General features: G+C 61.5%; 20 protein-coding genes. 10 read left to right on the forward strand and 10 right to left on the reverse strand.

Features of this window, described 5'->3' with window-relative positions; all coding sequences use genetic code 11:
* Window positions 1–27: 27 nt before the first annotated feature.
* The 4 genes from BFP99_RS01640 (at window position 28) to BFP99_RS01655 (ending at window position 3166) form a co-directional block, all read left to right on the forward strand.
* Complete coding sequence (locus BFP99_RS01640; RefSeq protein ID WP_065946525.1) at window positions 28–573, forward strand: twin-arginine translocation pathway signal protein; 546 nt, start codon at window positions 28–30, stop codon at window positions 571–573.
* A 37-nt stretch (window positions 574–610) separates the two neighbouring features.
* Window positions 611–2206, forward strand: a complete 1596-nt coding sequence (locus BFP99_RS01645) for a GMC family oxidoreductase (protein WP_065923865.1) — start codon at window positions 611–613, stop codon at window positions 2204–2206.
* Between the two features lie 114 nt (window positions 2207–2320).
* On the forward strand, window positions 2321–2800 hold the full coding sequence (gene coaD, locus BFP99_RS01650) for a pantetheine-phosphate adenylyltransferase (protein ID WP_003176711.1): 480 nt from the start codon (window positions 2321–2323) through the stop codon (window positions 2798–2800).
* A gap of 114 nt (window positions 2801–2914) precedes the next feature.
* Entirely contained in the window at window positions 2915–3166 is a 252-nt protein-coding gene (locus tag BFP99_RS01655; protein ID WP_003195146.1) for a YfhL family 4Fe-4S dicluster ferredoxin, read from the forward strand.
* Between the two features lie 111 nt (window positions 3167–3277).
* Here the strand turns inward: BFP99_RS01655 and mutM are convergent, their stop codons facing one another.
* Together mutM and BFP99_RS01665 are read right to left on the reverse strand one after the other, a co-directional pair.
* Window positions 3278–4090 (reverse strand): bifunctional DNA-formamidopyrimidine glycosylase/DNA-(apurinic or apyrimidinic site) lyase, encoded by an 813-nt coding sequence (mutM, locus tag BFP99_RS01660; protein WP_065946526.1) that lies wholly within the window; start codon window positions 4088–4090, stop codon window positions 3278–3280.
* A 21-nt stretch (window positions 4091–4111) separates the two neighbouring features.
* Window positions 4112–4924 (reverse strand): HDOD domain-containing protein, encoded by an 813-nt coding sequence (locus BFP99_RS01665; RefSeq protein ID WP_169898796.1) that lies wholly within the window; start codon window positions 4922–4924, stop codon window positions 4112–4114.
* Between the two features lie 187 nt (window positions 4925–5111).
* Here BFP99_RS01665 and BFP99_RS01670 point away from each other — a divergent pair, with 187 nt between their 5' ends.
* Complete coding sequence (locus tag BFP99_RS01670; protein WP_065938099.1) at window positions 5112–6308, forward strand: class I SAM-dependent rRNA methyltransferase; 1197 nt, start codon at window positions 5112–5114, stop codon at window positions 6306–6308.
* A 207-nt stretch (window positions 6309–6515) separates the two neighbouring features.
* The gene (locus BFP99_RS01675) at window positions 6516–7691 is read left to right on the forward strand and encodes an MFS transporter (protein ID WP_065946527.1); all 1176 of its coding nucleotides are present in this window, start codon (window positions 6516–6518) and stop codon (window positions 7689–7691) included.
* A gap of 108 nt (window positions 7692–7799) precedes the next feature.
* On the opposite strand, the gene BFP99_RS01680 is transcribed toward BFP99_RS01675, so the two are convergent.
* Entirely contained in the window at window positions 7800–8258 is a 459-nt protein-coding gene (locus tag BFP99_RS01680) for an REP-associated tyrosine transposase (protein WP_065923869.1), read from the reverse strand.
* Window positions 8259–8671: 413 nt separating this feature from the next.
* Here BFP99_RS01680 and ilvD point away from each other — a divergent pair, with 413 nt between their 5' ends.
* Window positions 8672–10513, forward strand: a complete 1842-nt coding sequence (ilvD, locus tag BFP99_RS01685) for a dihydroxy-acid dehydratase (RefSeq protein ID WP_027606118.1) — start codon at window positions 8672–8674, stop codon at window positions 10511–10513.
* Window positions 10514–10576: 63 nt separating this feature from the next.
* Here the strand turns inward: ilvD and BFP99_RS01690 are convergent, their stop codons facing one another.
* The 4 genes from BFP99_RS01690 to BFP99_RS01705 form a co-directional block, all read right to left on the reverse strand.
* The gene (locus BFP99_RS01690; RefSeq protein WP_065946528.1) at window positions 10577–13018 is read right to left on the reverse strand and encodes a TonB-dependent siderophore receptor; all 2442 of its coding nucleotides are present in this window, start codon (window positions 13016–13018) and stop codon (window positions 10577–10579) included.
* A gap of 131 nt (window positions 13019–13149) precedes the next feature.
* The gene (locus tag BFP99_RS01695) at window positions 13150–14106 is read right to left on the reverse strand and encodes a FecR family protein (RefSeq protein WP_065946529.1); all 957 of its coding nucleotides are present in this window, start codon (window positions 14104–14106) and stop codon (window positions 13150–13152) included.
* A complete protein-coding gene (locus tag BFP99_RS01700) occupies window positions 14103–14636 on the reverse strand; it encodes an RNA polymerase sigma factor (RefSeq protein WP_065923872.1) in 534 nt (177 codons plus the stop codon). The genes BFP99_RS01695 and BFP99_RS01700 overlap by 4 nt, the downstream gene beginning before the upstream one ends.
* 202 nt (window positions 14637–14838) lie before the next feature.
* The gene (locus BFP99_RS01705; protein ID WP_027606122.1) at window positions 14839–15897 is read right to left on the reverse strand and encodes a hypothetical protein; all 1059 of its coding nucleotides are present in this window, start codon (window positions 15895–15897) and stop codon (window positions 14839–14841) included.
* A gap of 242 nt (window positions 15898–16139) precedes the next feature.
* Here BFP99_RS01705 and BFP99_RS01710 point away from each other — a divergent pair, with 242 nt between their 5' ends.
* Window positions 16140–17531: an L-cystine transporter gene (locus tag BFP99_RS01710; protein ID WP_065923874.1), complete on the forward strand. Its 1392-nt coding sequence runs from the start codon at window positions 16140–16142 to the stop codon at window positions 17529–17531.
* A 31-nt stretch (window positions 17532–17562) separates the two neighbouring features.
* Here the strand turns inward: BFP99_RS01710 and BFP99_RS01715 are convergent, their stop codons facing one another.
* The 3 genes from BFP99_RS01715 to BFP99_RS01725 all read right to left on the reverse strand — a co-directional run bounded on the left by BFP99_RS01715 (window position 17563) and on the right by BFP99_RS01725 (window position 18675).
* A complete protein-coding gene (locus BFP99_RS01715) occupies window positions 17563–17850 on the reverse strand; it encodes a type II toxin-antitoxin system RelE family toxin (RefSeq protein WP_065946530.1) in 288 nt (95 codons plus the stop codon).
* Entirely contained in the window at window positions 17840–18079 is a 240-nt protein-coding gene (locus BFP99_RS01720) for a type II toxin-antitoxin system RelB/DinJ family antitoxin (protein ID WP_033897026.1), read from the reverse strand. Before BFP99_RS01720 ends, BFP99_RS01715 begins: the two co-directional genes overlap by 11 nt.
* A gap of 83 nt (window positions 18080–18162) precedes the next feature.
* The gene (locus BFP99_RS01725) at window positions 18163–18675 is read right to left on the reverse strand and encodes a dihydrofolate reductase (RefSeq protein ID WP_065946531.1); all 513 of its coding nucleotides are present in this window, start codon (window positions 18673–18675) and stop codon (window positions 18163–18165) included.
* A 69-nt stretch (window positions 18676–18744) separates the two neighbouring features.
* On the opposite strand from BFP99_RS01725, the gene BFP99_RS01730 reads away from it, so the two are divergent.
* Together BFP99_RS01730 and BFP99_RS01735 are read left to right on the forward strand one after the other, a co-directional pair.
* Window positions 18745–20124, forward strand: coding sequence for a DUF2868 domain-containing protein (locus BFP99_RS01730; protein WP_065946532.1), 1380 nt, complete (start codon window positions 18745–18747; stop codon window positions 20122–20124).
* Window positions 20117–21110, forward strand: a 994-nt coding sequence (locus tag BFP99_RS01735) for a GTPase/DUF3482 domain-containing protein (protein ID WP_065946533.1), incomplete at its 3' end; no start/stop codon positions are given. The genes BFP99_RS01730 and BFP99_RS01735, both read left to right, overlap by 8 nt.

Genomic DNA, 21110 nt, shown 5'->3' on the forward strand with positions numbered 1-21110 from the left:
ACCGCCACCCACGGGATAACAATAACAATGAACCCTAGCCTCACGGATTCACCCGCGCTATCACGGCGCGGCGTCTTGAAAATCGGTCTGTGTGCCAGCGCCTTCCTGGCCACGGCCGGATTGGGCGCCAGCCTCAGCGGCTGCTCCAGCAGCACCCCGGCCAGCGGCTTTGCCATGTTGCGCAGCAGTGACCTGCCGTTTCTGCGCGCGGTGATCCCGGTGCTGCTCGAAGGCGTGGCCAGCGCCCAGGATGTGGTCGCCGGGATTGAAGACACGCTGAAAAAACTCGACTACAGCCTGCAGCACCTGTCGCCGGAGATGTTCAAGCTCACCCAACAGTTGTTCGATGTGCTCGGCATGGGCATTACGCGTGGCCCGTTGACCGGCATCTGGGGCAGTTGGGAAAACGCCAGCGCGGAACAGATCCGCAACTTCCTGTACCGCTGGGAAAACAGCTACCTGAACCTGCTGCGCATGGGCCAAGGCTCGCTGCTCAAGCTGGTGATCATGGCCTGGTACTTCCGGCCCGCCGCCTGGGCGCATTGCGGCTACCCCGGCCCGCCGAAGATCTGATTTGCATCCCTCACAATAAAAACAAGAGACGACCCTGATGCCCGTACCCGATCTGTTCCGCGACGGCCTGGCCCGCGGCTGGAAAACCCACAATGGCGCCGCCCTCGACAGCGACCTGACCCTGGAGGCCGACGTGGCCATCATCGGCAGCGGCGCCGGTGGCGGCACCACTGCCGAGATCCTCAGCGCCGCCGGCTACAAAGTGCTGTTGATCGAAGAAGGCCCGCTCAAGACCAGCAGCGACTTCAAGCTGCTGGAGGACGAGGCCTACGCCAGCCTGTATCAGGAAGGTATCGGCCGCATGAGCAAGGACGGCGCCATCACCATCCTGCAAGGCCGCGCGGTGGGCGGTACCACGCTGATCAACTGGACCTCCAGCTTCCGCACCCCGGACGCCACCCTCAGCCATTGGGCCAGCGAGTACGCGGTAAAAGGCCACAGCAGTGCAGAGATGGCACCGTGGTTCGAAAAGATGGAGCAGCGCCTGGGCATCGCACCGTGGGCCATCCCCCCGAATGCCAACAATGATGTAATCCGCAAAGGCTGCGAAAAGCTCGGCTACAGCTGGCATGTGATCCCGCGCAACGTCCGTGGCTGCTTCAACCTGGGTTATTGCGGCATGGGCTGCCCGGTCAACGCCAAGCAGTCGATGCTGGTGACCACCATCCCGTCTACCCTGGAAAAAGGCGGCGAGCTGCTGTACCTGGCGCGCGCCGAGCAGCTCAAATACAGCGGCGACACCATCAGCAGCCTGGAATGCGTAGCGATGGACGCGCGCTGTGTGGCGCCTACCGGGCGCAGGATCAGCGTGAAGGCCAAGCATTACGTGCTGTCGGGCGGCGGCATCAACAGCCCGGCGCTGCTGATGCGCTCGGGTGCCCCCGACCCGCATTCGCGGCTGGGCAAGCGGACCTTTTTGCACTTGGTGAACTTCTCCGCCGCATTGTTCGACGAGGTGATCAACCCGTTCTACGGCGCGCCGCAGTCGATCTACTCCGACCATTTCCAGTGGCAGGACGGCACCACCGGCAAAATGTCCTACAAGCTTGAAGCGCCGCCCTTGCATCCAGCATTGGCCAGCACCTTGTTCGGCGGCTATGGCACGCAGAACGCCCTGGACATGGGCCAATTGCCCCATACCCACGCCATGCTCGCGCTGTTGCGTGACGGCTTTCACCCCGACAGCCAGGGCGGCAGCGTGGACTTACGCGGTGACGGTACGCCGGTGCTCGACTATCAGGTCTCGCCCTACGCCTGGGATGGCCTGCGCCGGGCCTTCCACAGCATGGCCGAAATCCAGTTCGCGGCGGGCGCCAAATCGGTCAAGCCCATGCACCATGACGCACGGTTCGTGAACACCTTGGCCGAGGCACGCAGCGTCATTGAGGGTTTGAATCTGGAATTGCACCGGACAACCCTGGGCAGCGCCCATGTGATGGGCGGTTGTGCCATGGGCGAAGATCCCAAAAATGCGGTGGCTGACAGCCTCGGTCGCCATCACCAATTGCGCAACCTGTCGATCCACGACGGTTCGTTATTCCCCACCAGTATTGGGGCCAACCCGCAATTATCGGTGTACGGATTAACCGCTCAACTGGCGACAGCCTTGGCCGAACGTCTGAAAACAGCGTGAAAAAACACGCTATTCACGGTGTCTATACGGCTTTCTTATGCATAAGTTGACTTGGCCGACCGGGATGGCTGCGATACCATCCGGTTCCCCAACGGACTCCGCCAGGACGACGCGATGAACCGAGTGTTGTACCCAGGTACCTTCGACCCGATTACCAAAGGCCATGGCGATCTGGTCGAACGCGCCTCTCGTTTGTTCGACCATGTGATCATCGCAGTCGCGGCCAGCCCCAAGAAAAACCCGCTGTTCCCCCTGGAACAGCGCGTGGAGCTGGCGCGTGAGGTCACCAAGCACCTGCCCAACGTGGAAGTGGTGGGCTTTTCCACGTTGCTCGCGCATTTCGCCAAGGAGCAGAACGCCAATGTGTTCCTGCGTGGCCTGCGCGCGGTGTCGGACTTCGAATACGAATTCCAGCTGGCCAACATGAACCGCCAACTGGCGCCGGACGTGGAAAGCCTGTTCCTCACGCCGTCGGAGCGTTATTCGTTCATTTCCTCGACGTTGGTGCGTGAAATTGCCGCTTTGGGCGGGGATATCACCAAGTTCGTGCACCCGGCCGTGGCTGATGCGCTGACGCTGCGCTTCAAGAAGTAATGTGGTGAGCGGGCTTGCCTCGCTCACCACGGCTCGCACTGCGGGCGCCAATGCGGCACAATTGCGCGCATTAGTTTTCAGATGCCTTGGCTGACAGCCCTGGCAGGAGTTTCCATGTCCTTGATCATCACCGACGATTGCATCAATTGCGACGTCTGCGAACCCGAGTGCCCGAACGCCGCCATCTCCCAGGGCGAAGAGATCTACGTGATCGACCCCAACCTGTGCACCCAGTGCGTCGGTCACTACGACGAGCCACAGTGCCAGCAAGTGTGCCCGGTGGATTGCATTCCGCTGGATGAAGCCCATCCGGAGACGGAAGAGCAGTTGATGGAGAAGTACCGGAAGATTACCGGTAAGGCCTGAGGTCCTTCAGGGACTCATCGGGGGCAAGCCCTCTACCACTTGATTTGTGAATACGTTCAAAATGTGGGAGGGGGCTTGCTCCCGATAGCGATATCAGCCCTCACACAGCAATCAGCTCTGGCACCTGGGGCAAAACACACTCGCCCGCTGCCCCAGCACCACATTGCGCAGTTCAGTCCCGCAAACCTTGCACGCCTCGCCACCGCGGCCGTAGACGAACAACTCCTGCTGGAAATACCCCGGCTGCCCATCGCCACCGATAAAGTCCCGCAGCGTGGTGCCGCCACGCTCGATTGCCGCCGCCAGAATGCGCTTGATCTCGATCGCCAGCTTCAAATAACGCCCGCGTGAAATGCCGCCGGCCGCGCGACGTGGATCAATCCCCGCCGCAAACAACGCCTCAGTCGCATAGATATTGCCTACGCCCACCACCACCGCGTTATCCATGATGAACGGTTTCACCGCCATCGACTTGCCGCGGGACAGCTGGAACAACCGCTCACCGTCAAACAGCTCGGTCAACGGCTCCGGCCCCAGGCGAATCAGCAGTTCATGGTTGTGCGGGTCCTGGCTCCAGAGCATCGCGCCGAAACGCCGAGGGTCGGTGTAGCGCAGGGCCAGGCCGGACTCCAACTCGATATCCACATGTTCATGCTTGGCCGCCGGCATGCCGACTTCGACCAGGCGCAAGTTGCCCGACATGCCCAGATGGCTGATCAAGGTGCCCACTTCGGCATTGATCAACAGGTACTTGGCCCGCCGCTCCACCAGCACGATGCGCTGGCCGGACAGGCGCACATCCAGGTCTTCCGGGATCGGCCAGCGCAGGCGCCGCTCACGCACCACCACGCGGCTGACACGCTGGCCTTCCAGGTGCGGCGCAATCCCACGCCGGGTGGTTTCGACTTCTGGTAACTCGGGCATGTGTACCTCGTGAAGGGGGGATCAGTGCGCGCCCAGTTCGCGGATCGACAACTTCAGGCTTTCGAAGTCGTAGTCCGACAGGCCCACGTAGTCCAGCACCAGGTGGCCGATGGCATTCCACTCATGGTCCACCGACTGGTTGCCCAGCACGCGGCAGGACGAGCAGATGTGCTCGGCCATCTTCAGGATCGCCAGCAGGTTCTTCAACTGAGGATTGCGCGACGTCTCATCGCTGAAGATCGCCAGGGCATTGTGGTGGTTGGCGATGGCGTCGGTCACATGCTCCGGCAGGCGCCAGGACTTGGCGGTGTAGTAGCCGACCACCGCATGGTTGGTGTTGAACGCATTGTTTTCGGTGTCGACCACGCGGCAGTCGGGGCCGGCATTGGCGTAGGCCTCTTCGAGCACCGTCATGTAGTTGGGGAAACGCTTGAGCATCAGCGGCACGCCGCAGTCGTGGAACAGCCCCAGGGCATAGGCCTCGTCCACCGCCTGGGCGCCGGTGCGCTTGGCCAGGGTGAGGCAGGTCATGGCCACGTCCTGGGCGGTGTCCCAGAAGCGGTTGAGGGTGACGATGGTGTCGTCGCTCATCTCGCCCCTGATCGACAGGGCGTTGATCAGGTTGATGATCGAGCGGCTGCCCAGCAGGTTCACCGCGCGCTGGATCGAGGCGATCTTGTTGCTCAGGCCGTAATAGGACGAGTTGACGATCTTCAGCAGCGCGCCGGAGAGGCCCGGGTCCTGGGAGATCAACCGCGCGATCACTTCCAGGTCCGGGTCGGGCATGTACTGCTCCATCTGCAAATCCACCATGATTTGCGGCTGGGGCGGCACGCTGATGCCTTGGAGGGCCTGCTGGATCTGTTCGGCGGAAAGCTCTTGGGACATAAGTACACACTCTGGGCTAGGTGGGGATTCTAACCCTTATCTCCCCCCGGCTGACACCTCCCCGCACATCCGGCAGTCCGGCCATTTCCTACACAACAAGGTATACTCCCGCTCTTTTTTCCGGAGCGACGTCATGTCCCTGCCAAGCCTGCGTCTCAAAGCCAACGCCGATCGTCGTTTGCGCAACGGCCACCTGTGGGTCTACAGCAACGAAATCGACGTGGCCGCCACCCCTCTGCACGGCTTCCAGGCGGGCGACCAGGCCATCCTGGAAGCGGCCGGCGGCAAGACCCTGGGCATCGTGGCCATGAGCCCGAACAACCTGATCTGCGCACGCCTGCTGTCGCGCGACATCAAGTTGCCACTGGACAAGTCGCTGCTGGTGCACCGCATCAACGTCGCCCTGTCCCTGCGTGATCGCCTGTTCGACAAGCCGTTCTACCGCCTGGTCTACGGCGATTCCGACCTGCTGCCGGGCCTGGTGGTCGACCGTTTCGGCGATATCCTGGTAGTTCAGATCGCCTCGGCGACCATGGAAGCCCATAAAGACGACGTGATCGCCGCCCTGACCCAAGTGCTCAAGCCGAGCGGCATCCTGTTCAAGAACGACTCCGCCGCGCGCGACGCCGAAGGCCTCAACCGCTACGTCGAAACCGTGTTCGGCCTGGTGCCGGAGTGGGTCGCACTGGAAGAAAACGGCGTGAAATTCGAAGCCCCGGTGATCCAGGGCCAGAAAACCGGCTGGTTCTACGACCACCGCATGAACCGCGCGCGCCTGGCCCCATACGCCAAAGGCAAACGCGTACTCGACCTGTACAGCTACATCGGCGGCTGGGGCGTGCAAGCCGCGGCCTTCGGCGCCAGTGAAGTGTTCTGCGTCGACGCCTCGGCCTTCGCCCTCGATGGCGTGGAGCGCAACGCCGCGCTGAACGGCGTCGCCGAGAAGATGACCTGCATCGAAGGCGACGTCTTTGAAGCCCTCAAGGAGCTGAAAGCCAGCGAAGAGCGCTTCGACGTGATCGTCGCCGACCCACCGGCCTTCATCAAGCGCAAGAAAGACATGAAGAACGGCGAAGGCGCCTATCGCCGCCTGAACGAGCAAGCCATGCGCCTGCTCAGCAAGGACGGCATCCTGGTCAGCGCCTCGTGCTCCATGCACCTGCCGGAAGACGACCTGCAGAACATCCTGCTGACCAGCGCCCGCCATCTGGACCGCAATATCCAGATGCTGGAACGTGGCGGCCAGGGCCCGGATCATCCGGTGCATCCGGCGATTGTCGAGACGCGGTATATCAAGAGCATTACGTGCCGGTTGTTGCCCAATAGCTAAGACGTGAACCCTCTGTAGGAGCGAGCTTGCTCGCGAAAAACGCATATACAACGCGGGCTACCTGATAGCGCTGCGTTATCGTTGACGTTCTTCGCGAGCAAGCTCGCTCCTACATTGCTACGGGAAGCCTCCCACAGTAGTTTTGATTGAATTCCACTTTTCGCAGACTAGTATCGTTTTCTGGTTTTACTCCGGAAAACAAAAACAATGTCTGGGCCCACCCTCTCCCGCTTCATCCTCATCACCTGCATTTCACTGATCAGCTTTTTCCCGATCAATATCCTCCTCCCGTCGTTCCCCGCCCTGTCCGCCCGGTTCGACACGCCCAGCGCAGACATCGCACTGTCCATCAGCCTGTTCACCCTGGTCTTTTCCATCTCCCAACTGCTCGCCGGTCCGCTTTCGGATAAATGGGGGCGCAAGGAAGTCCTGCTCGGCTGTATCACGCTGTCGATCCTCGGGGCGATAGGTTGCGCCATGGCGCCGGATTACCTGACCTTCCTGCTGTTCCGCACGGTCCAGGCCATGGGCTGCGGCTTCTTCGTACTGGGCCATGCACTGGTGGAAGACCTGTTCGACGAACAGGACCGAGCCCGGGTGCGCCTCTATTACATGACCCTGAGCGGCTCGTTTGTCGCGCTGTCGCCGCTGATCGGCTCCTGGCTGCAAACCACCTTCGACTGGCAAGGGAGCTTCTATGGGTTTGCGCTGATGGCATCGGGCATGTTGATCCATGCGCTCTGTATCCTGCCGTCGAAGTCCTCCAGCCCACACCGCGAACCGGTATCCATCATCGGCACACTCAAGGCCGTGGCGCGCAATCGGGACTTCCTGCGCTATTGGTGGATCGCCGCCCTGGTATTTGCCTGCTACTTCGCCTTGATCAGCGTGACGCCGCTGATTTTCATGGATGCGCTGAAGCTGTCCGAATACCAATATGCGCTGGTGCTGATGGTGTACGGCCTGGCCTACCTGCTCGGCGGCGTTGCTGCCTCGTACCTGCAAAAACGCATGGCGCTGTCCCGGCAAATCAATATCGGTCTTGGACTATTGCTCGTCGCGGGTGTGTTGCTGACGTTGATCATTATTTTTGAAGCCATCACCACCTTGACTCTGCTGATCCCGATACTGATCAGCGCCCTGGCCGTCACCCTGGTTCGTCCGGCGGCGATTTCGGCGGCGATGCGGCTGTTCTCAAGGAGCGCGGGCACCGCTGCATCGGCCGGGAACAGCATCATGTTCCTCACGGCCGCCATCAGCAGTGCGGCCTTGGCACAAACCGGAACGCATCTGCTGCTGACCATCGCGGTCAGCTTCATCGTGTTCAGCCTCTGGGGCTGGTTGACTAATTTACGGAGCGGGCACTCACGCTTTCCCCTGTAGGAGCGAGCTTGCTCGCGAAAAACTCATACACGACGCGGGCTACCTGATAGCGCTGCGTTATCGTTGACGTTCTTCGCGAGCAAGCTCGCTCCTACAAGTGAAGGTGCGTCATATCCAGATGGCATCCCATAGCGGGTACTGACCAATGTGCTCGACCAGACCAGCACGCAAAGGATTCGCGACGATATAGCGGGCCATTGCTTTCAAGTCCTCCTCACGACGCAGTGCCCGATCGAAATAGCCTTTTTGCCAAAGCGTCCCGTAGGAACCCCTCGCACTGTTTATCGCGCGGGCACTTCGCGACTTGGTTATTCGCATCAACCTTGGCAAGTCGCCATTGTGCAGTTCGACCAGCCAATGAAAATGGTCAGGCATCACGACCCAGGCCAGCGAGGTAGCCTCACCGTCTTCCTGAGCTTTCCTGAATTCGCTGACGAGCAGGCGACCCGTGCGCCAGTCCTGAAAAATTGATTGTCGTTGGTAGGTAACAGCCGTGATCAGGTACACGCGGCCCGATTCTGAATAGCGCCCGATGCGTAGCCGATAGGCATTTTGTTGCGTGGACATTCCGTCGTCCTCTTCTGTGATTGGAAGAGAAACGGTAGGAGGCACAACATCCAAAGGCCTTTAAACAGTGGTTCTGAATATGTCTTGCCTGTGTAGTAGCGAGGGGGACGCCTAGTTCTTGCTCGCGAAAAACTCATCGGCGACACGAACTACCTGATAGCGCTGCGTTATCGTTTACGTTTTTCGCGAGCAAGAACTAGGCATCCCCCTCGCTCCTACAGGAAGACGGTGTAGAATCGGCCCTATTCATCGCCAGTCATCCCCCGGCGGGTTTATGAGCTCAAGGCCAATGCGCACGGCGATCCCGTCACGTTTGCGGCAACTTCCGGACACCAGTGCCATTTTTCGGGTGTTCCAGACGTCAATAGAAGCTCACTCCCCTTTGATACCGATTAGCCGCCCGGAGTGCTCCAATGCCTGATTACCGCTCGAAAACATCCACCCACGGCCGCAACATGGCCGGCGCCCGCGCACTGTGGCGTGCCACGGGGATGAAAGATGACGACTTCAAGAAGCCGATCATCGCCATTGCCAACTCCTTTACCCAGTTCGTACCCGGCCACGTGCACCTCAAGGACCTGGGCCAACTGGTCGCCCGCGAGATCGAGCGCGCCGGCGGTGTAGCCAAGGAATTCAACACCATCGCCGTGGACGACGGCATCGCCATGGGCCATGACGGCATGCTGTACTCGCTGCCGAGCCGCGAGATCATCGCCGACTCCGTGGAGTACATGGTCAACGCCCACTGCGCCGACGCCATCGTGTGCATCTCGAACTGCGACAAGATCACCCCCGGCATGCTGATGGCCGCCCTGCGCCTGAACATCCCGGTGATCTTCGTCTCCGGCGGCCCGATGGAAGCCGGCAAGACCAAGCTCGCCTCCCATGGCCTGGACCTGGTCGACGCCATGGTCATCGCCGCCGATTCCAGCGCTTCTGACGAGAAGGTCGCGGAATACGAGCGCAGCGCCTGCCCGACCTGCGGGTCGTGCTCCGGCATGTTCACCGCCAACTCGATGAACTGCCTGGTCGAAGCCCTCGGCCTGGCATTACCGGGCAACGGTTCGACCCTGGCCACCCACAGCGACCGCGAACAGCTGTTCCTGCAGGCCGGCCGCACCATCGTCGAGCTGTGCAAGCGCTACTACGGCGAGAACGATGAGTCGGTATTGCCGCGCAATATCGCCAACTTCAAGGCGTTCGAAAACGCCATGACCCTGGACATCGCCATGGGCGGTTCCACCAACACCATCCTGCACTTGCTGGCTGCGGCCCAGGAAGCCGAGATCGATTTCGACCTGCGCGACATCGACCGCCTGTCCCGCCATGTGCCGCAACTGTGCAAGGTCGCGCCGAACATCCAGAAGTACCACATGGAAGACGTGCACCGCGCCGGCGGGATCTTCTCGATCTTAGGCTCCCTGGCCCGTGGCGGCCTGCTGCACACCGACCTGCCGACCGTGCACAGCAAATCCCTGGCCGAAGGCATCGCCAAGTGGGACATCACCCTGACTGACGACGAAGCCGTGCACACCTTCTTCAAGGCTGGCCCGGCCGGTATCCCGACCCAGACCGCGTTCAGCCAGTCGACCCGTTGGGACACCCTGGACGCCGACCGTGAAAACGGCTGCATCCGCAGTGTCGAACACGCCTACTCCAAAGAAGGCGGCCTGGCCGTGCTGTACGGCAACATCGCCCTCGACGGTTGCGTGGTGAAAACCGCCGGTGTGGATGAATCCATCCACGTCTTCGAAGGTCGCGCCAAGATCTACGAAAGCCAGGACAGCTCGGTTCGCGGCATCCTTGCCGACGAAGTCAAGGAAGGCGACATCGTGATCATCCGCTACGAAGGCCCGAAAGGCGGCCCGGGTATGCAAGAGATGCTCTACCCGACGTCGTACCTGAAATCCAAAGGCCTGGGCAAAGCCTGCGCCCTGCTCACCGACGGCCGTTTCTCCGGCGGCACCTCGGGCCTGTCCATCGGCCACGCGTCACCTGAAGCCGCTGCCGGCGGTGCGATTGGCCTGGTGCAGGACGGCGACAAGGTCCTGATCGACATTCCGAACCGCTCGATCAACCTGTTGATCAGTGACGAAGAGCTGGCGGCACGCCGGGTCGAGCAGGACAAGAAAGGTTGGAAGCCGGTGGAGAAGCGTCCGCGCAAGGTCACGACCGCGTTGAAGGCCTATGCCCTGTTGGCGACCAGTGCCGACAAGGGTGCGGTACGTAACAAGGCGATGCTGGATGGGCTGTAAGGGCTAACCGCCACACATGAAAATGCCCCGCTAAATGCGGGGCATTTTTATATCCGGATGTAATCAGAACTGCGGTGTGTAGGTCATCGTAAACATCACATTACGCGGATCGCCGTAGTAGTTGCTGCCCCAGTTCGCGTTGTAGGCCGGGATGTAATACTTCTTGTCGAACAGGTTGTACAGGTTCGCCGCCACGGTGAATTCCTGATTGATCTTGTAAGCCACCCGTGAATCCCACAGCGCATTGCCCGGCACGCTGAAGGTGCGGTCGTAGGCTTCGGTGCTGCTTTGCGCGGTCACGCCGGCGCCGACACTGAACTTCTGCCAGTCACCCGGCAGTTGGTAATCGCCCCAGACCTTGAGCAGGTGCTTGGGGGTCCAGGTGCTGAAGATCTTGCCTTCGTAGGTGTCGTCCTTGAGGAATTTTGTGGTGTTGTAGGTGTAACTGGAGGCCAGTTGCAGGCCTGGCAGCACTTCACCGCTCAAGGTAGCTTCAAAGCCTTGGCTGCGGACTTTGCCCGAGGCGACCGAGCAGTACCAACCATTGCAGTTCATCGGCCCTTGCAGGTCCTGGACGCCACGGTTTTCCTGGTCGTAACGGAAGATGGCAAACGAGGTGTTGAGGCGACCCTCGGCCAACTCGCCCTTGATGCCCAGTTCGTAGTTTTTGCCTTCGATAGGTTTGAGCAACGAGCCGGAGGTGGTCAGGTTGGTTTGCGGCTCAAAGGCATCGGCATAGCTGGCATAGGCCGACCATTGATCATTCAGAGCGTAGACCAGGCCTGCATACGGCGTGACCTTGCCGGTGGTTTGCGTGGTGCTTTTCTCGGCTGCGTTATACACACCGCCAAACCCGCCCTGGCCTATGTATGAATAGTCATACCAACTGGTGCGTGCACCGACGATCAGGGTCAGCGGGTCCAGGACTTTTACGCGCCAGGTGCCATAGATGCCCTTCTGACGGATGTCATACCAGCTCTTGGAGGCAGCGCCGTCCCTGAACAATTGCGATGCGTCGCGCTGCGGGCGGTTGTGGTCGATGTTGAAGATATCCGCACCGGGATTTGACGCCCGAGCCCACTGGTCATTGGTGGTGAGTTTGGAATAGTTGGCACCCAGCACCATCTCCTGCTGCAAACCCAGCCCCTCGAACTTGCCGTTTACATACACATCGGCGCCGCGGCTCTTGGTATTGAAGTCGGTGATCCAGTCCACGTAGGGCACAGTGCCGCCGCCTACAGGGACGGTGTCCCATGTCGCCTGGTAGGTTGCGTCGTTGTGCTCGTCCATTGCCACCAGCGCCGCTTTCACCTTCCAGTCCTCGTTGAAGCGATGCTCGATATCGGCAAACACCTGGGTCTGGTTGTTGACATTACGGTTCCAACTGGCGCCAACGAAGGTCGAGCGCGACAGACCGATATCGCTGCCATCGGCGTAACGCGGCAGCGACATGAAGTTGGGGCGCGAGTGGCCTTTCTGGTTGCTGATGCCGACGCCGACGGTGGTGTCGGGGCTGAAGTCGTAGTCCACGGCGCCGTAGACTGTCTGATTCCAGCCACCGACGTAATCGACAAACGAATCCGTAGTGTCGTAGTCAGCCACAAAACGGCCGCGCAACGTGCCTTCGGCGTTCAGCGGGCCGCCAGCATCCACTTGGGTACCGTAATGGTCCCATGAGCCCGCCTTGGCGGTGATGGTCACGGTCGGCGCCTGCTGACCGCGCTTGCGCACCAGGTTCATCGTGCCGCCGGGGCTGTTGGCGCCTTGCAGCAAGGCGGCCGGGCCGCGCAGGGTTTCGACGCGGTCGTAGATCGCCATGTTCTCGGTGAGGTAGCTGCCCAGCGTGTAGGTATTACGCGGGATGCCCACACCGTCGTATTGCAGGGTGCCGACTTCAAAACCACGGGAGAAGATGAACATGCCGGGGCCGGGAGATTTGGTCGCGGTCAGGCCGGGCGTGCGCTTGACCACCTCGGAGAGCTTGGTGGTGTTCTGGTCATCCATCTGCTTGCGGGTCATGACGCTGACCGATTGCGGGATGTCCTTGAGCTTTTGCTCGCCCTTGCCCAGGGTCACGGCGCCCGTGGTGTAGGAACCGCTGCCTTCAGTGGTCACGCCCAGGTGTTCGGCGCTGATGGTGGTGGCGCCGACTTCGATGGCAGAGCCTGTGTCCATGCGCTTTTCCAGGGTCACGGTGTCCGCGTTGATAAACGCCGCACTCAGCCCGGTACCGCCGAGCAGTTGCCCCAAGGCTTCGCGCTGGCCGAGGTTGCCTTTGACACCCGGCGACAGCACGCCCTGGGTCAACTCACCCGACACCAGCACCTGAACTCGCGTCACCGCCGAAAACGCCGCCAGCGCACCGTCCAGGCTTTGCCCTGCAATATCGAAACGGTAGGTCTGGGCCTGGGTGGTTTCGGCGGCCTGCAAATACAGCGGCGCAGTGCCACAGGCCATGGAAATGGCCAGTGCCAACAAGGACCGTGCGGCGAATCGATGTGCCATGGATGGTGCTCCCCGGTGCAAAAAGTCTGTGATCGGCGCCGCACTACTTGAGAGTGCTTACTATTTACGCCTCAGTGATCAAGGACGAGTGCCTGGGGAGAAACCCTGAAAGTTTTTTCAAAAAGTTGCGATTACGATGCCTTGCCTTCGCGCAACACCAGTAAATACGGGGTGTAGTGCTCGGCACGCAGGTTGAGGGTGTACTCCAGCGCTTTGATCACGGCTTCGGGTTTGTCGATTTCAAACACACCCGACACCACGCGGTTGCGCAGCGCATCACCTAGCACCAGAGTCTTGCCGGGCCAATAGCGATTCAACTCGCTCACCACTTCCGACAGCGGCTGCTGGCGGAACACCAGTTGCCGTTGGCGCCAGGCAAAGCCGCTGGCCGGGTCGAAAGCATGCACCTCGGCCAGGCGCTGGCCTTGATATTCCACGGCCCGCCCTGGCTCCAGGTACACCGGTTCACCGCTGCCGGCACTGACCTGCACCTTGCCCTGCGCCACCTGCACCCGCGTCTGCGCATCGCGCCGCGCAACGCTGAACTGCGTCCCGACCACCTTCACCCAGCCGTCGCCGGACTGCACCACGAACGGCCGTGTCGGATCCTTGGTGACGTCGAAAAAGCCTTCGCCACGCAGCAAACGGATTTGCCGTTCGCCCCCGCTCAAGCGGATCTGCACCGCGCTGTCGGTGTTGAGTTGCAGGTGCGAGCCGTCGGCCAGTTCGATGCTGCGCGACTCGCCGGTGCCGGTGGCGTAGTCCGCGCGCAGGCGATCGAGCCATGGCGTGTTCTGCACGGTAAGCCCCACGGCCAACAACACCGCCGCAGCACACGCCCAGCGCTGCCAGGCTCGCGCCGGTTTGCGCCAGGCGGCCTGTTCGGCGCGGCGAATCACCCGCGCAGGTTCGCGCAGGCCGCCGAGCATCGCCTGCACTTCCCGCCAGGCGTCATCCTGGGCCGGACCTTGCCCCAGCCAGGCGGCAAAGGCGTCCATGTCGGCCGGCGTCACGTCGTCGGCCTGCAGGCGGAAATACCAGCCGGACGCTTCGTCGAACAACACGTCGGCAGTGGAGGTGGCGGTCATGAGCGACATCCTTGTTCATCGCAGGCAAGCCGCGTCTTGATGTACGCGCGGCATTCAATCAAGGCGCGACGCAGTTGGTATTCCACACTGCGTGCCGTGATCGATAGACGTTCGCCAATCTCGCGATAGGAAAGTTCGTCGACATGATAAAGCAGGAAGATCTGCCGAGTCGCTGGGGGCAACGCCAGGATCGCATCCTGCATCAGTTGTTCCTGTTGGTAGGCGGCTAATTGCTCGTCGGCCCCCGGATTGCTGCACGGCAGCTCTTCGCTGGGCTCGCCGGCGTCCAGGCGCTCACGGCGGATGGCCTGGCGCTGGTGATCGCGCACCAGATTGCTGGCGATGGTGAAGAGGAAGGCTGGGAGGTTGTCGATCTTTTCGCCGCAGTCCATGCGAGCCAGGCGCAGGAACGACTCCTGAGTCAGGTCGGCGGCCACCTGGGCGCTGCCGGTGCGGCGAGTGACGAAGGCTTCGAGGGCTTTCTTCTGCTCCGCGAACAGGCGCGCGATCTGCGAATTCCAGGAGGGCACAGCACTACCTTGAGAAGAACGGAGGGTTCAGGAAGTGCGCACGCTAGCAGAGGATGAGATTGGTTCGCAATTGATATCTATTTTAGGCTGGGTTTTGTAGTGCTATTCAGACAGCCATCGGGCAAGCCCCCTCCCACCTTTTGATGTGTGAACACCTTAAAAATGTGGGAGCTGGCTTGCCTGGGATGCAGGCGACTCGGTGTTACTGAATCTCGTCAGGCTTGACGATCACCCAGTTCTTGTCCGCCGTCACCGGCAACCCTTCCTTGGCTTGCGCCGCTGCATGCTTGGCGATCATGCCGTTGAGTTGGGTCATGTATTTGTCCTTGCGGTTGATCCACAGGTGGATGCCGCCCTTGGCCACGTCCACATCGTGGAACAGCATGTAGCCGTCGCTGGTCGGCGTATCGCCGCCGACGATCACCGGTTTTTTCCATTCGTCGATGTAGGTGAGGATCGCCGCGTGCTTGCCGGCCATCCAGGTCGCCGGGGTCCACAGGTAGGGGGTCAGTTCCAGGCCGAGGTTGGCTTTTTCGTCGTATTTGCCGGCGGCGATCTGTTTACGTGCGGTGGTCAGTTCGCCGGTGTTGCGGTCCTTGAGCAAGGTCGTCACGCCGATGACATTCTCGGGTTTGACGTTGTAGCCGTACTTGGGATCGGCGGCGACCATGCGCACCAGTTCTTCCGACGCGGCGGTCATCACGTACACCTCGATGCCGTTTTCCATCAGCTTGTTGTACAGCTCGGCCTGGCCGGTGAAGACCTTCGGCGGTTGTACCTCGGACTGCTTGACCACGTCGCCTTCAAAATAGCTGACCGGCACCGGTTTGCCGGAGGCCATCAGTTCATCCACCTGGACCTTGAGTTCCTTGAGGGTAAAGCCGGAAAACACCTGCGCAACCCACGGGTAGCAAACCATGTCGTCGACTTCGCAAAGGCGGTAGTAGTAACTGAACAGACTTTCCTTATGGTCGGCGGTGTCTTTGAACGGCATCAGCTTGAGCGACGGGTCGAGGCTGTCGCGGGTGATCAGGCCCTTGTTTTCCATGTAGGGCAGCAGGGATTCTTCGAGGTCGTAGCGGTAGCTGGTGTTGTCCATGTCGAACACCGCAAAGTTACCCTTGTTGGCGTTGGCGGCGATCATCTCGTTCAGTTGTTTGGCGGCGGGTGCCGGCCAATGTTTCAACTCGGTTGCGGCGAACGCCTGGCTGGCGAGTCCGAGGCAGAATGCGGCGGCTAGTAATTTCGGCGCGAGCTTCATAGGCGTTGTCTCCCTGAGTGAAAGACATGGACGCTAACAAATCCCTGTGACAGTTCCCAACGCGAGCACGACGGTGTGCGTCCTGATTCCGTCACGGGCATACGCCAGAGCGTCAAAGCCTTATTCCGAAAACGACAGCTGCCATTCCATATCGGTATTAAATCAATATATTTCAAGCTGTTAGGATTTCCGGTTCGCAATCGCGGGCTCACGCGATTGGCTGCCTTCTCAACGGAGCTTCAATGAATCTGCCCCTGATTCTCAACTTGCTGGTGTTCGTGGCCCTGTTGCTGGGCCTGGCACAAACCCGTCGCACCCACTGGAGCCTCGCCAAGAAGGTTCTGTTCGCCCTGGTCCTCGGCGTAGCGTTCGGTACGGCCTTGCACGCCATTTACGGCGACGGCAACCCCGTGCTCAAAGCCTCCATCGGCTGGTTCGACCTGGTCGGCAACGGCTACGTGCAACTGTTGCAAATGATCGTGATACCGCTGGTATTCGCTTCGATCCTCAGTGCCGTGGCGCGCCTGCATAACGCCTCGTCCCTGGGCAAGATCAGCTTCCTGACCATCGGTACGCTGCTGTTCACCACCGCAATTGCAGCGCTGATCGGTATCGGCCTGACCAACCTGTTCGGCCTCACCGCCGAAGGCCTGGTGGCCGGTACCCAGGAAATGGCACGCCTGCAAGTGATCCAGAGCGATTACGCCGGCAAGGTCGCCGACCTGAATATCCCGCAGTTGCTGCTCTCGTTCGTGCCGGCCAACCCGTTCGCCGACCTGGCCCGGGCCAAGCCGACGTCGATCATCAGCGTGGTGATTTTCGCCGCCTTCCTCGGGGTTGCCGCGTTGCAACTGCTCAAGGATGACGTGGAAAAAGGCCAGAAGGTGCTCAACGCCATCGACACCCTGCAAGCCTGGGTGATGCGCCTGGTGCGCCTGGTGATGAAGCTGACGCCGTACGGTGTGCTGGCGCTGATGACCAAGGTGGTCGCCGGTTCCAACCTGCAGGACATCATCAAGCTCGGCAGTTTTGTGGTGGTGTCGTACCTGGCCCTGGGCCTGATGTTCGTGGTGCACGGCCTGTTGCTGTCGTTGGCCGGGATCAACCCGCTGCGCTTCTTCCGCAAGGTCTGGCCGGTACTGACCTTTGCCTTCACCAGCCGCTCCAGCGCGGCGGCCATCCCGCTGAGCATTGAAGCGCAGACCCGCCGCCTGGGCATCCCGCAATCCATCGCCGGCTTCGCCGCCTCGTTTGGCGCGACCATCGGCCAGAACGGCTGCGCCGGCCTCTACCCTGCCATGTTGGCGGTGATGGTGGCGCCGACCGTGGGCATCAACCCGCTGGACCCGCTGTGGATAGCGACTCTGGTAGCGATTGTGACCCTGAGTTCGGCCGGTGTGGCGGGCGTGGGCGGCGGCGCGACCTTTGCCGCGTTGATCGTGCTCCCGGCCATGGGCTTGCCGGTGTCACTGGTGGCGCTGCTGATTTCCGTGGAGCCGCTGATCGACATGGGCCGTACGGCGCTGAACGTGAATGGTTCGATGACGGCGGGGGCAATTACCAGCCAGATCATGGGGCAGACGGATAAAGCGTTGTTGGATGCGGATGAGCATGGGGCGTTGGCGCAGGCCTGACGGAATAAGCTAGCAGGGACCTCAGCCCCTGCTAGCTCGAACGATCAGCAGCCTTTCGGTAAACCTCATCACGCTCACGCTTATCGACAGCCACGACAAACACCGTGATCTCCTGATCAATGACTTGATACACCAACCGATAGCCGCTGCTGCGCAGCTTGATTTTGTAGCAATCGGGCAAGCCATGCAGACGGCTGGCTTCAATACGTGGATTGTTCAGGATCTCAACCAGCTTCTTTTTAAACTGTTGACGAACGGTATCGCCCAGTTTGTGCCATTCCTTCAAAGCCCGTGTATCGAAATCCAGCTCATAGGTCATCCAGTGAGACCTTCACCCGCTGAGGCGCAGCCAGCCGCTCCCGAACGGTTGCCAACAATGCCTCATCATCTTCAGTCATGAGGACAGGCTTGAAAGGTAACTGACCGCGCTCTGCCACGTACTGCAAGGCTTGACGCATTAATTCCGATGGGGTGACGCCGAGCTTTTCCAGCTCGTGATAAGCACGAGCCTTAAGATCGTCGTCGATACGTACGTTGATAGAAGCCATGGGGCAGCCCTCACTGTAAAGACATTGGTCATTACAGTGACGCATCGAGGCTTCTTTTGCAAGTCTGACTAATCTGGTGCCAGTCAGGCCTTTTCCCAAACCTCAAAGCTGTACGCCGGCTTGTCCCCTTCCGCCGGATTCTCGACGTTCGACACCAACTTCCACTGGCTCGCATCAAACGCCGGAAACCACGCATCCCCCTCCGGGCTCAGCGCCACGCGCGTCAGGTACAGGCGATCCGCCTGTTCCAGCCCCTGCGCATACAACTGCGCACCGCCGATCAGCATCAGCTCATCCGCGCCCTGCTCCAGCGCCCAGGCTTCAGCCCGCGCCACGGCGGCATCGAGTGACGGAAAAACTTCCGCACCTTCCAGCGCCAGGTCGGTCTGACGGCTGACCACAATGTTCAAGCGCCCCGGCAGCGGTCGACCCAGGGAGTCCCAGGTCTTGCGCCCCATGATGATCGGCTTGCCGAGCGTGGTGGCCTTGAAATATTTGAAATCCCCCGGCAAATGCCAGGGCATGCTGTTGTCGACGCCTATCACGCGGTTTTCACCGAGGGCTGCGATCAGGCTTAAAGGGAGAGTTTTTTTCATGGCGACGAGAATACCAGAGCCACGAACCAGCGGTTATGCTCCAAGCTCACTTGCACGACAGGAAGACGCGTGACCGCACTGACCCCCCTGCACAAACTCTGGCTGACGGAAACCGTGCGCCTGCGTGAAGAACACGCCGGCCCCCTGGAAGACCAGGAAGCCAATCGCCTCGCCCGCACCGCGGGCGGCGACCTGCCGACGCGCATCCAGCAGCGCGCCCTGCACCTGGCCGAGCGCGATGGCCTGACCGCCGCCCTCACGCGCTGGCTGCAAGGCGCACGCCTGGCGCTGGTGCTGCTGGCGGTGGTGGCCGTCATCAGCGGCGCGGGGCTGGCCTTTGCTGCGCTGGGCAACGGCTTGACCCCGGTGAATGTGTTCTGGGCCCTGGGCAGCCTGCTCGGCCTGAACCTGATCCTGCTGTTGAGCTGGGCGTTGGGGCTGTTGTTTGCCGGCGAGCACAGCGCCAGCCTCGGGCGCTTGTGGTTGTGGCTCAGTGAAAAACTTGCGCGCGATGCCAAGGCCGCCCAACTGGCCCCGGCGTTGCTGCTGTTGCTGCAACGGCAGAAACTCAATCGCTGGGCGGTCGGTGTGCTGGTCAACAGCCTGTGGTTGCTGGCGCTGCTCAGTGCGCTGGTGATTCTGCTGACGCTGCTCGCCACCCGCCGTTACGGCTTTGTGTGGGAAACCACTATCCTCGGCGCCGACACCTTCGTCGCCGTGACCCAGGCCCTCGGCACCCTGCCCGCCCTGCTGGGCTTCAACGTACCGACCGTCGAGATGATCCGCGCCAGCGGCGATTCCGCCCTGAACATCGAAAGCGCCCGCCAGGCGTGGGCCGCCTGGTTGGTCGGGGTATTGCTGGTCTACGGCCTGCTGCCAAGATTGATCCTCGCACTGCTGTGCCTGTGGCGCTGGAAACGCGGGCGCGCCGCCTTGCGCCTGGACCTCAACCTGCCCGGCTACAGCCCACTGCGCGAACGCCTGATGCCCAGCAGCGAGCGCCTTGGCGTCAACGACGCCGCGCCGGAACAACTGCACCCCGTCACCGGCGGCGTCAGTGAGCTGGACAGCGACGGCGCCTTGCTCGTCGCCATCGAACTGGACGATCAGCACCCCTGGCCACCCAAGCTGCCGGCTAATGTGAAGCACGCCGGCATCCTCGACAGCCGCGAATCGCGCAACAAGCTCCTGGAGCAACTCAGCCGCTTCCCGCCCGCGCGCTTGGCCATCGCCTGCGACCCGCGCCGCTCGCCGGACCGCGGCAGCCTGGCACTGATCGCCGAACTCGCACGCAGCGCCGCCGCCACCCGTGTCTGGCTGCTGCAAGCCCCGCCCGGCCAGGCGCTGGATGCCGAGCGCCTGGGCGACTGGCACAGCGCGCTGCAACAACTGGAGCTGCCGTTCGCCGATTGCGCGCCGTTGAACTGGCTGGAGACCGGTCATGACTAAGCCACTGAAACTCGCCGTGGTCGGCCACACCAACGTCGGCAAGACCTCGTTGCTGCGCACCCTCACCCGTGACGTCGGGTTCGGTGAAGTCTCCCATCGCCCCAGCACCACGCGGCATGTCGAAGGCGCGCGCTTGTCGGTCGACGGCGAAGCCTTGCTGGAGCTGTACGACACACCCGGCCTGGAAGATGCCATCGCCCTGCTCGACTACCTGGAACGCCTGGATCGCCCCGGCGAACGCTTGGACGGCCCGGCCCGCCTGGCGCGGTTCCTGGAAGGCAGCGAAGCCCGCCAGCGTTTCGAACAGGAAGCCAAGGTGCTGCGCCAACTGCTGGCCTCGGACGCCGGCCTGTATGTGATCGACGCTCGCGAACCGGTGCTGGCCAAGTACCGTGATGAGCTGCAAGTGCTGGCCAGTTGCGGTAAACCGTTGCTGCCGGTGCTCAACTTCGTCAGCAGCAGCGACCACCGCGAGCCGGACTGGCGCGAAGCCCTGGCACGCCTGGGCCTGCATGCGCTGGTGCGTTTCGACAGCGTCGCGCCGCCGGAAGACGGCGAACGTCGCTTGTATGAAAGCCTCGCCCTGCTGCTGGAAAACGCCCGGCCGCAGTTGCAGCGCCTGATCCTCGACCAGGAAGCCCAACGCCAGGCCCGTCAACAGAGCGCCGCGCGGTTGATTGCCGAATTGCTGATCGACTGCGCCGCGTGCCGACGCAGCGTGGTGACTGAAGATGAGCAACAAGCCATCAGCGATTTGCGCAAGGCGGTGCGTCAGCGCGAACAAAAATGCGTGGAGGCCTTGCTCAAGCTGTTCGGCTTTCGTGCCCAGGACGCCGCCGCCAGCGATTTGCCGTTGCTCGACGGCCGCTGGGGTGATGACCTGTTCAACCCGGAAACCCTCAAGCAACTCGGCGTGCGCGTCGGCGGTGGCATCGCTGCAGGCGCAGCGGCCGGAGCCGGGGTGGACCTGCTGGTCGGCGGGCTGA

It is taken from the genome of Pseudomonas sp. 1 R 17, assembly GCF_900067035.1.
Taxonomy (GTDB): domain Bacteria; phylum Pseudomonadota; class Gammaproteobacteria; order Pseudomonadales; family Pseudomonadaceae; genus Aquipseudomonas; species Aquipseudomonas marginalis.

Excerpts from the sequence above, each read along its gene's own strand:
- BFP99_RS01695 (WP_065946529.1), bottom strand. The coding sequence starts at position 14,106 with ATGACCGCCACCTCCACTGCCGACGTGTTGTTCGACGAAGCGTCCGGC.
- BFP99_RS01720 (WP_033897026.1), bottom strand. The coding sequence starts at position 18,079 with ATGGCTTCTATCAACGTACGTATCGACGACGATCTTAAGGCTCGTGCT.
- BFP99_RS01690 (WP_065946528.1), bottom strand. The coding sequence starts at position 13,018 with ATGGCACATCGATTCGCCGCACGGTCCTTGTTGGCACTGGCCATTTCC.
- BFP99_RS01725 (WP_065946531.1), bottom strand. The coding sequence starts at position 18,675 with ATGAAAAAAACTCTCCCTTTAAGCCTGATCGCAGCCCTCGGTGAAAAC.
- BFP99_RS01675 (WP_065946527.1), top strand. The coding sequence starts at position 6,516 with ATGTCTGGGCCCACCCTCTCCCGCTTCATCCTCATCACCTGCATTTCA.
- BFP99_RS01680 (WP_065923869.1), bottom strand. The coding sequence starts at position 8,258 with ATGTCCACGCAACAAAATGCCTATCGGCTACGCATCGGGCGCTATTCA.
- BFP99_RS01645 (WP_065923865.1), top strand. The coding sequence starts at position 611 with ATGCCCGTACCCGATCTGTTCCGCGACGGCCTGGCCCGCGGCTGGAAA.
- mutM (WP_065946526.1), bottom strand. The coding sequence starts at position 4,090 with ATGCCCGAGTTACCAGAAGTCGAAACCACCCGGCGTGGGATTGCGCCG.
- BFP99_RS01655 (WP_003195146.1), top strand. The coding sequence starts at position 2,915 with ATGTCCTTGATCATCACCGACGATTGCATCAATTGCGACGTCTGCGAA.
- ilvD (WP_027606118.1), top strand. The coding sequence starts at position 8,672 with ATGCCTGATTACCGCTCGAAAACATCCACCCACGGCCGCAACATGGCC.
- BFP99_RS01710 (WP_065923874.1), top strand. The coding sequence starts at position 16,140 with ATGAATCTGCCCCTGATTCTCAACTTGCTGGTGTTCGTGGCCCTGTTG.
- coaD (WP_003176711.1), top strand. The coding sequence starts at position 2,321 with ATGAACCGAGTGTTGTACCCAGGTACCTTCGACCCGATTACCAAAGGC.
- BFP99_RS01670 (WP_065938099.1), top strand. The coding sequence starts at position 5,112 with ATGTCCCTGCCAAGCCTGCGTCTCAAAGCCAACGCCGATCGTCGTTTG.
- BFP99_RS01705 (WP_027606122.1), bottom strand. The coding sequence starts at position 15,897 with ATGAAGCTCGCGCCGAAATTACTAGCCGCCGCATTCTGCCTCGGACTC.
- BFP99_RS01640 (WP_065946525.1), top strand. The coding sequence starts at position 28 with ATGAACCCTAGCCTCACGGATTCACCCGCGCTATCACGGCGCGGCGTC.
- BFP99_RS01715 (WP_065946530.1), bottom strand. The coding sequence starts at position 17,850 with ATGACCTATGAGCTGGATTTCGATACACGGGCTTTGAAGGAATGGCAC.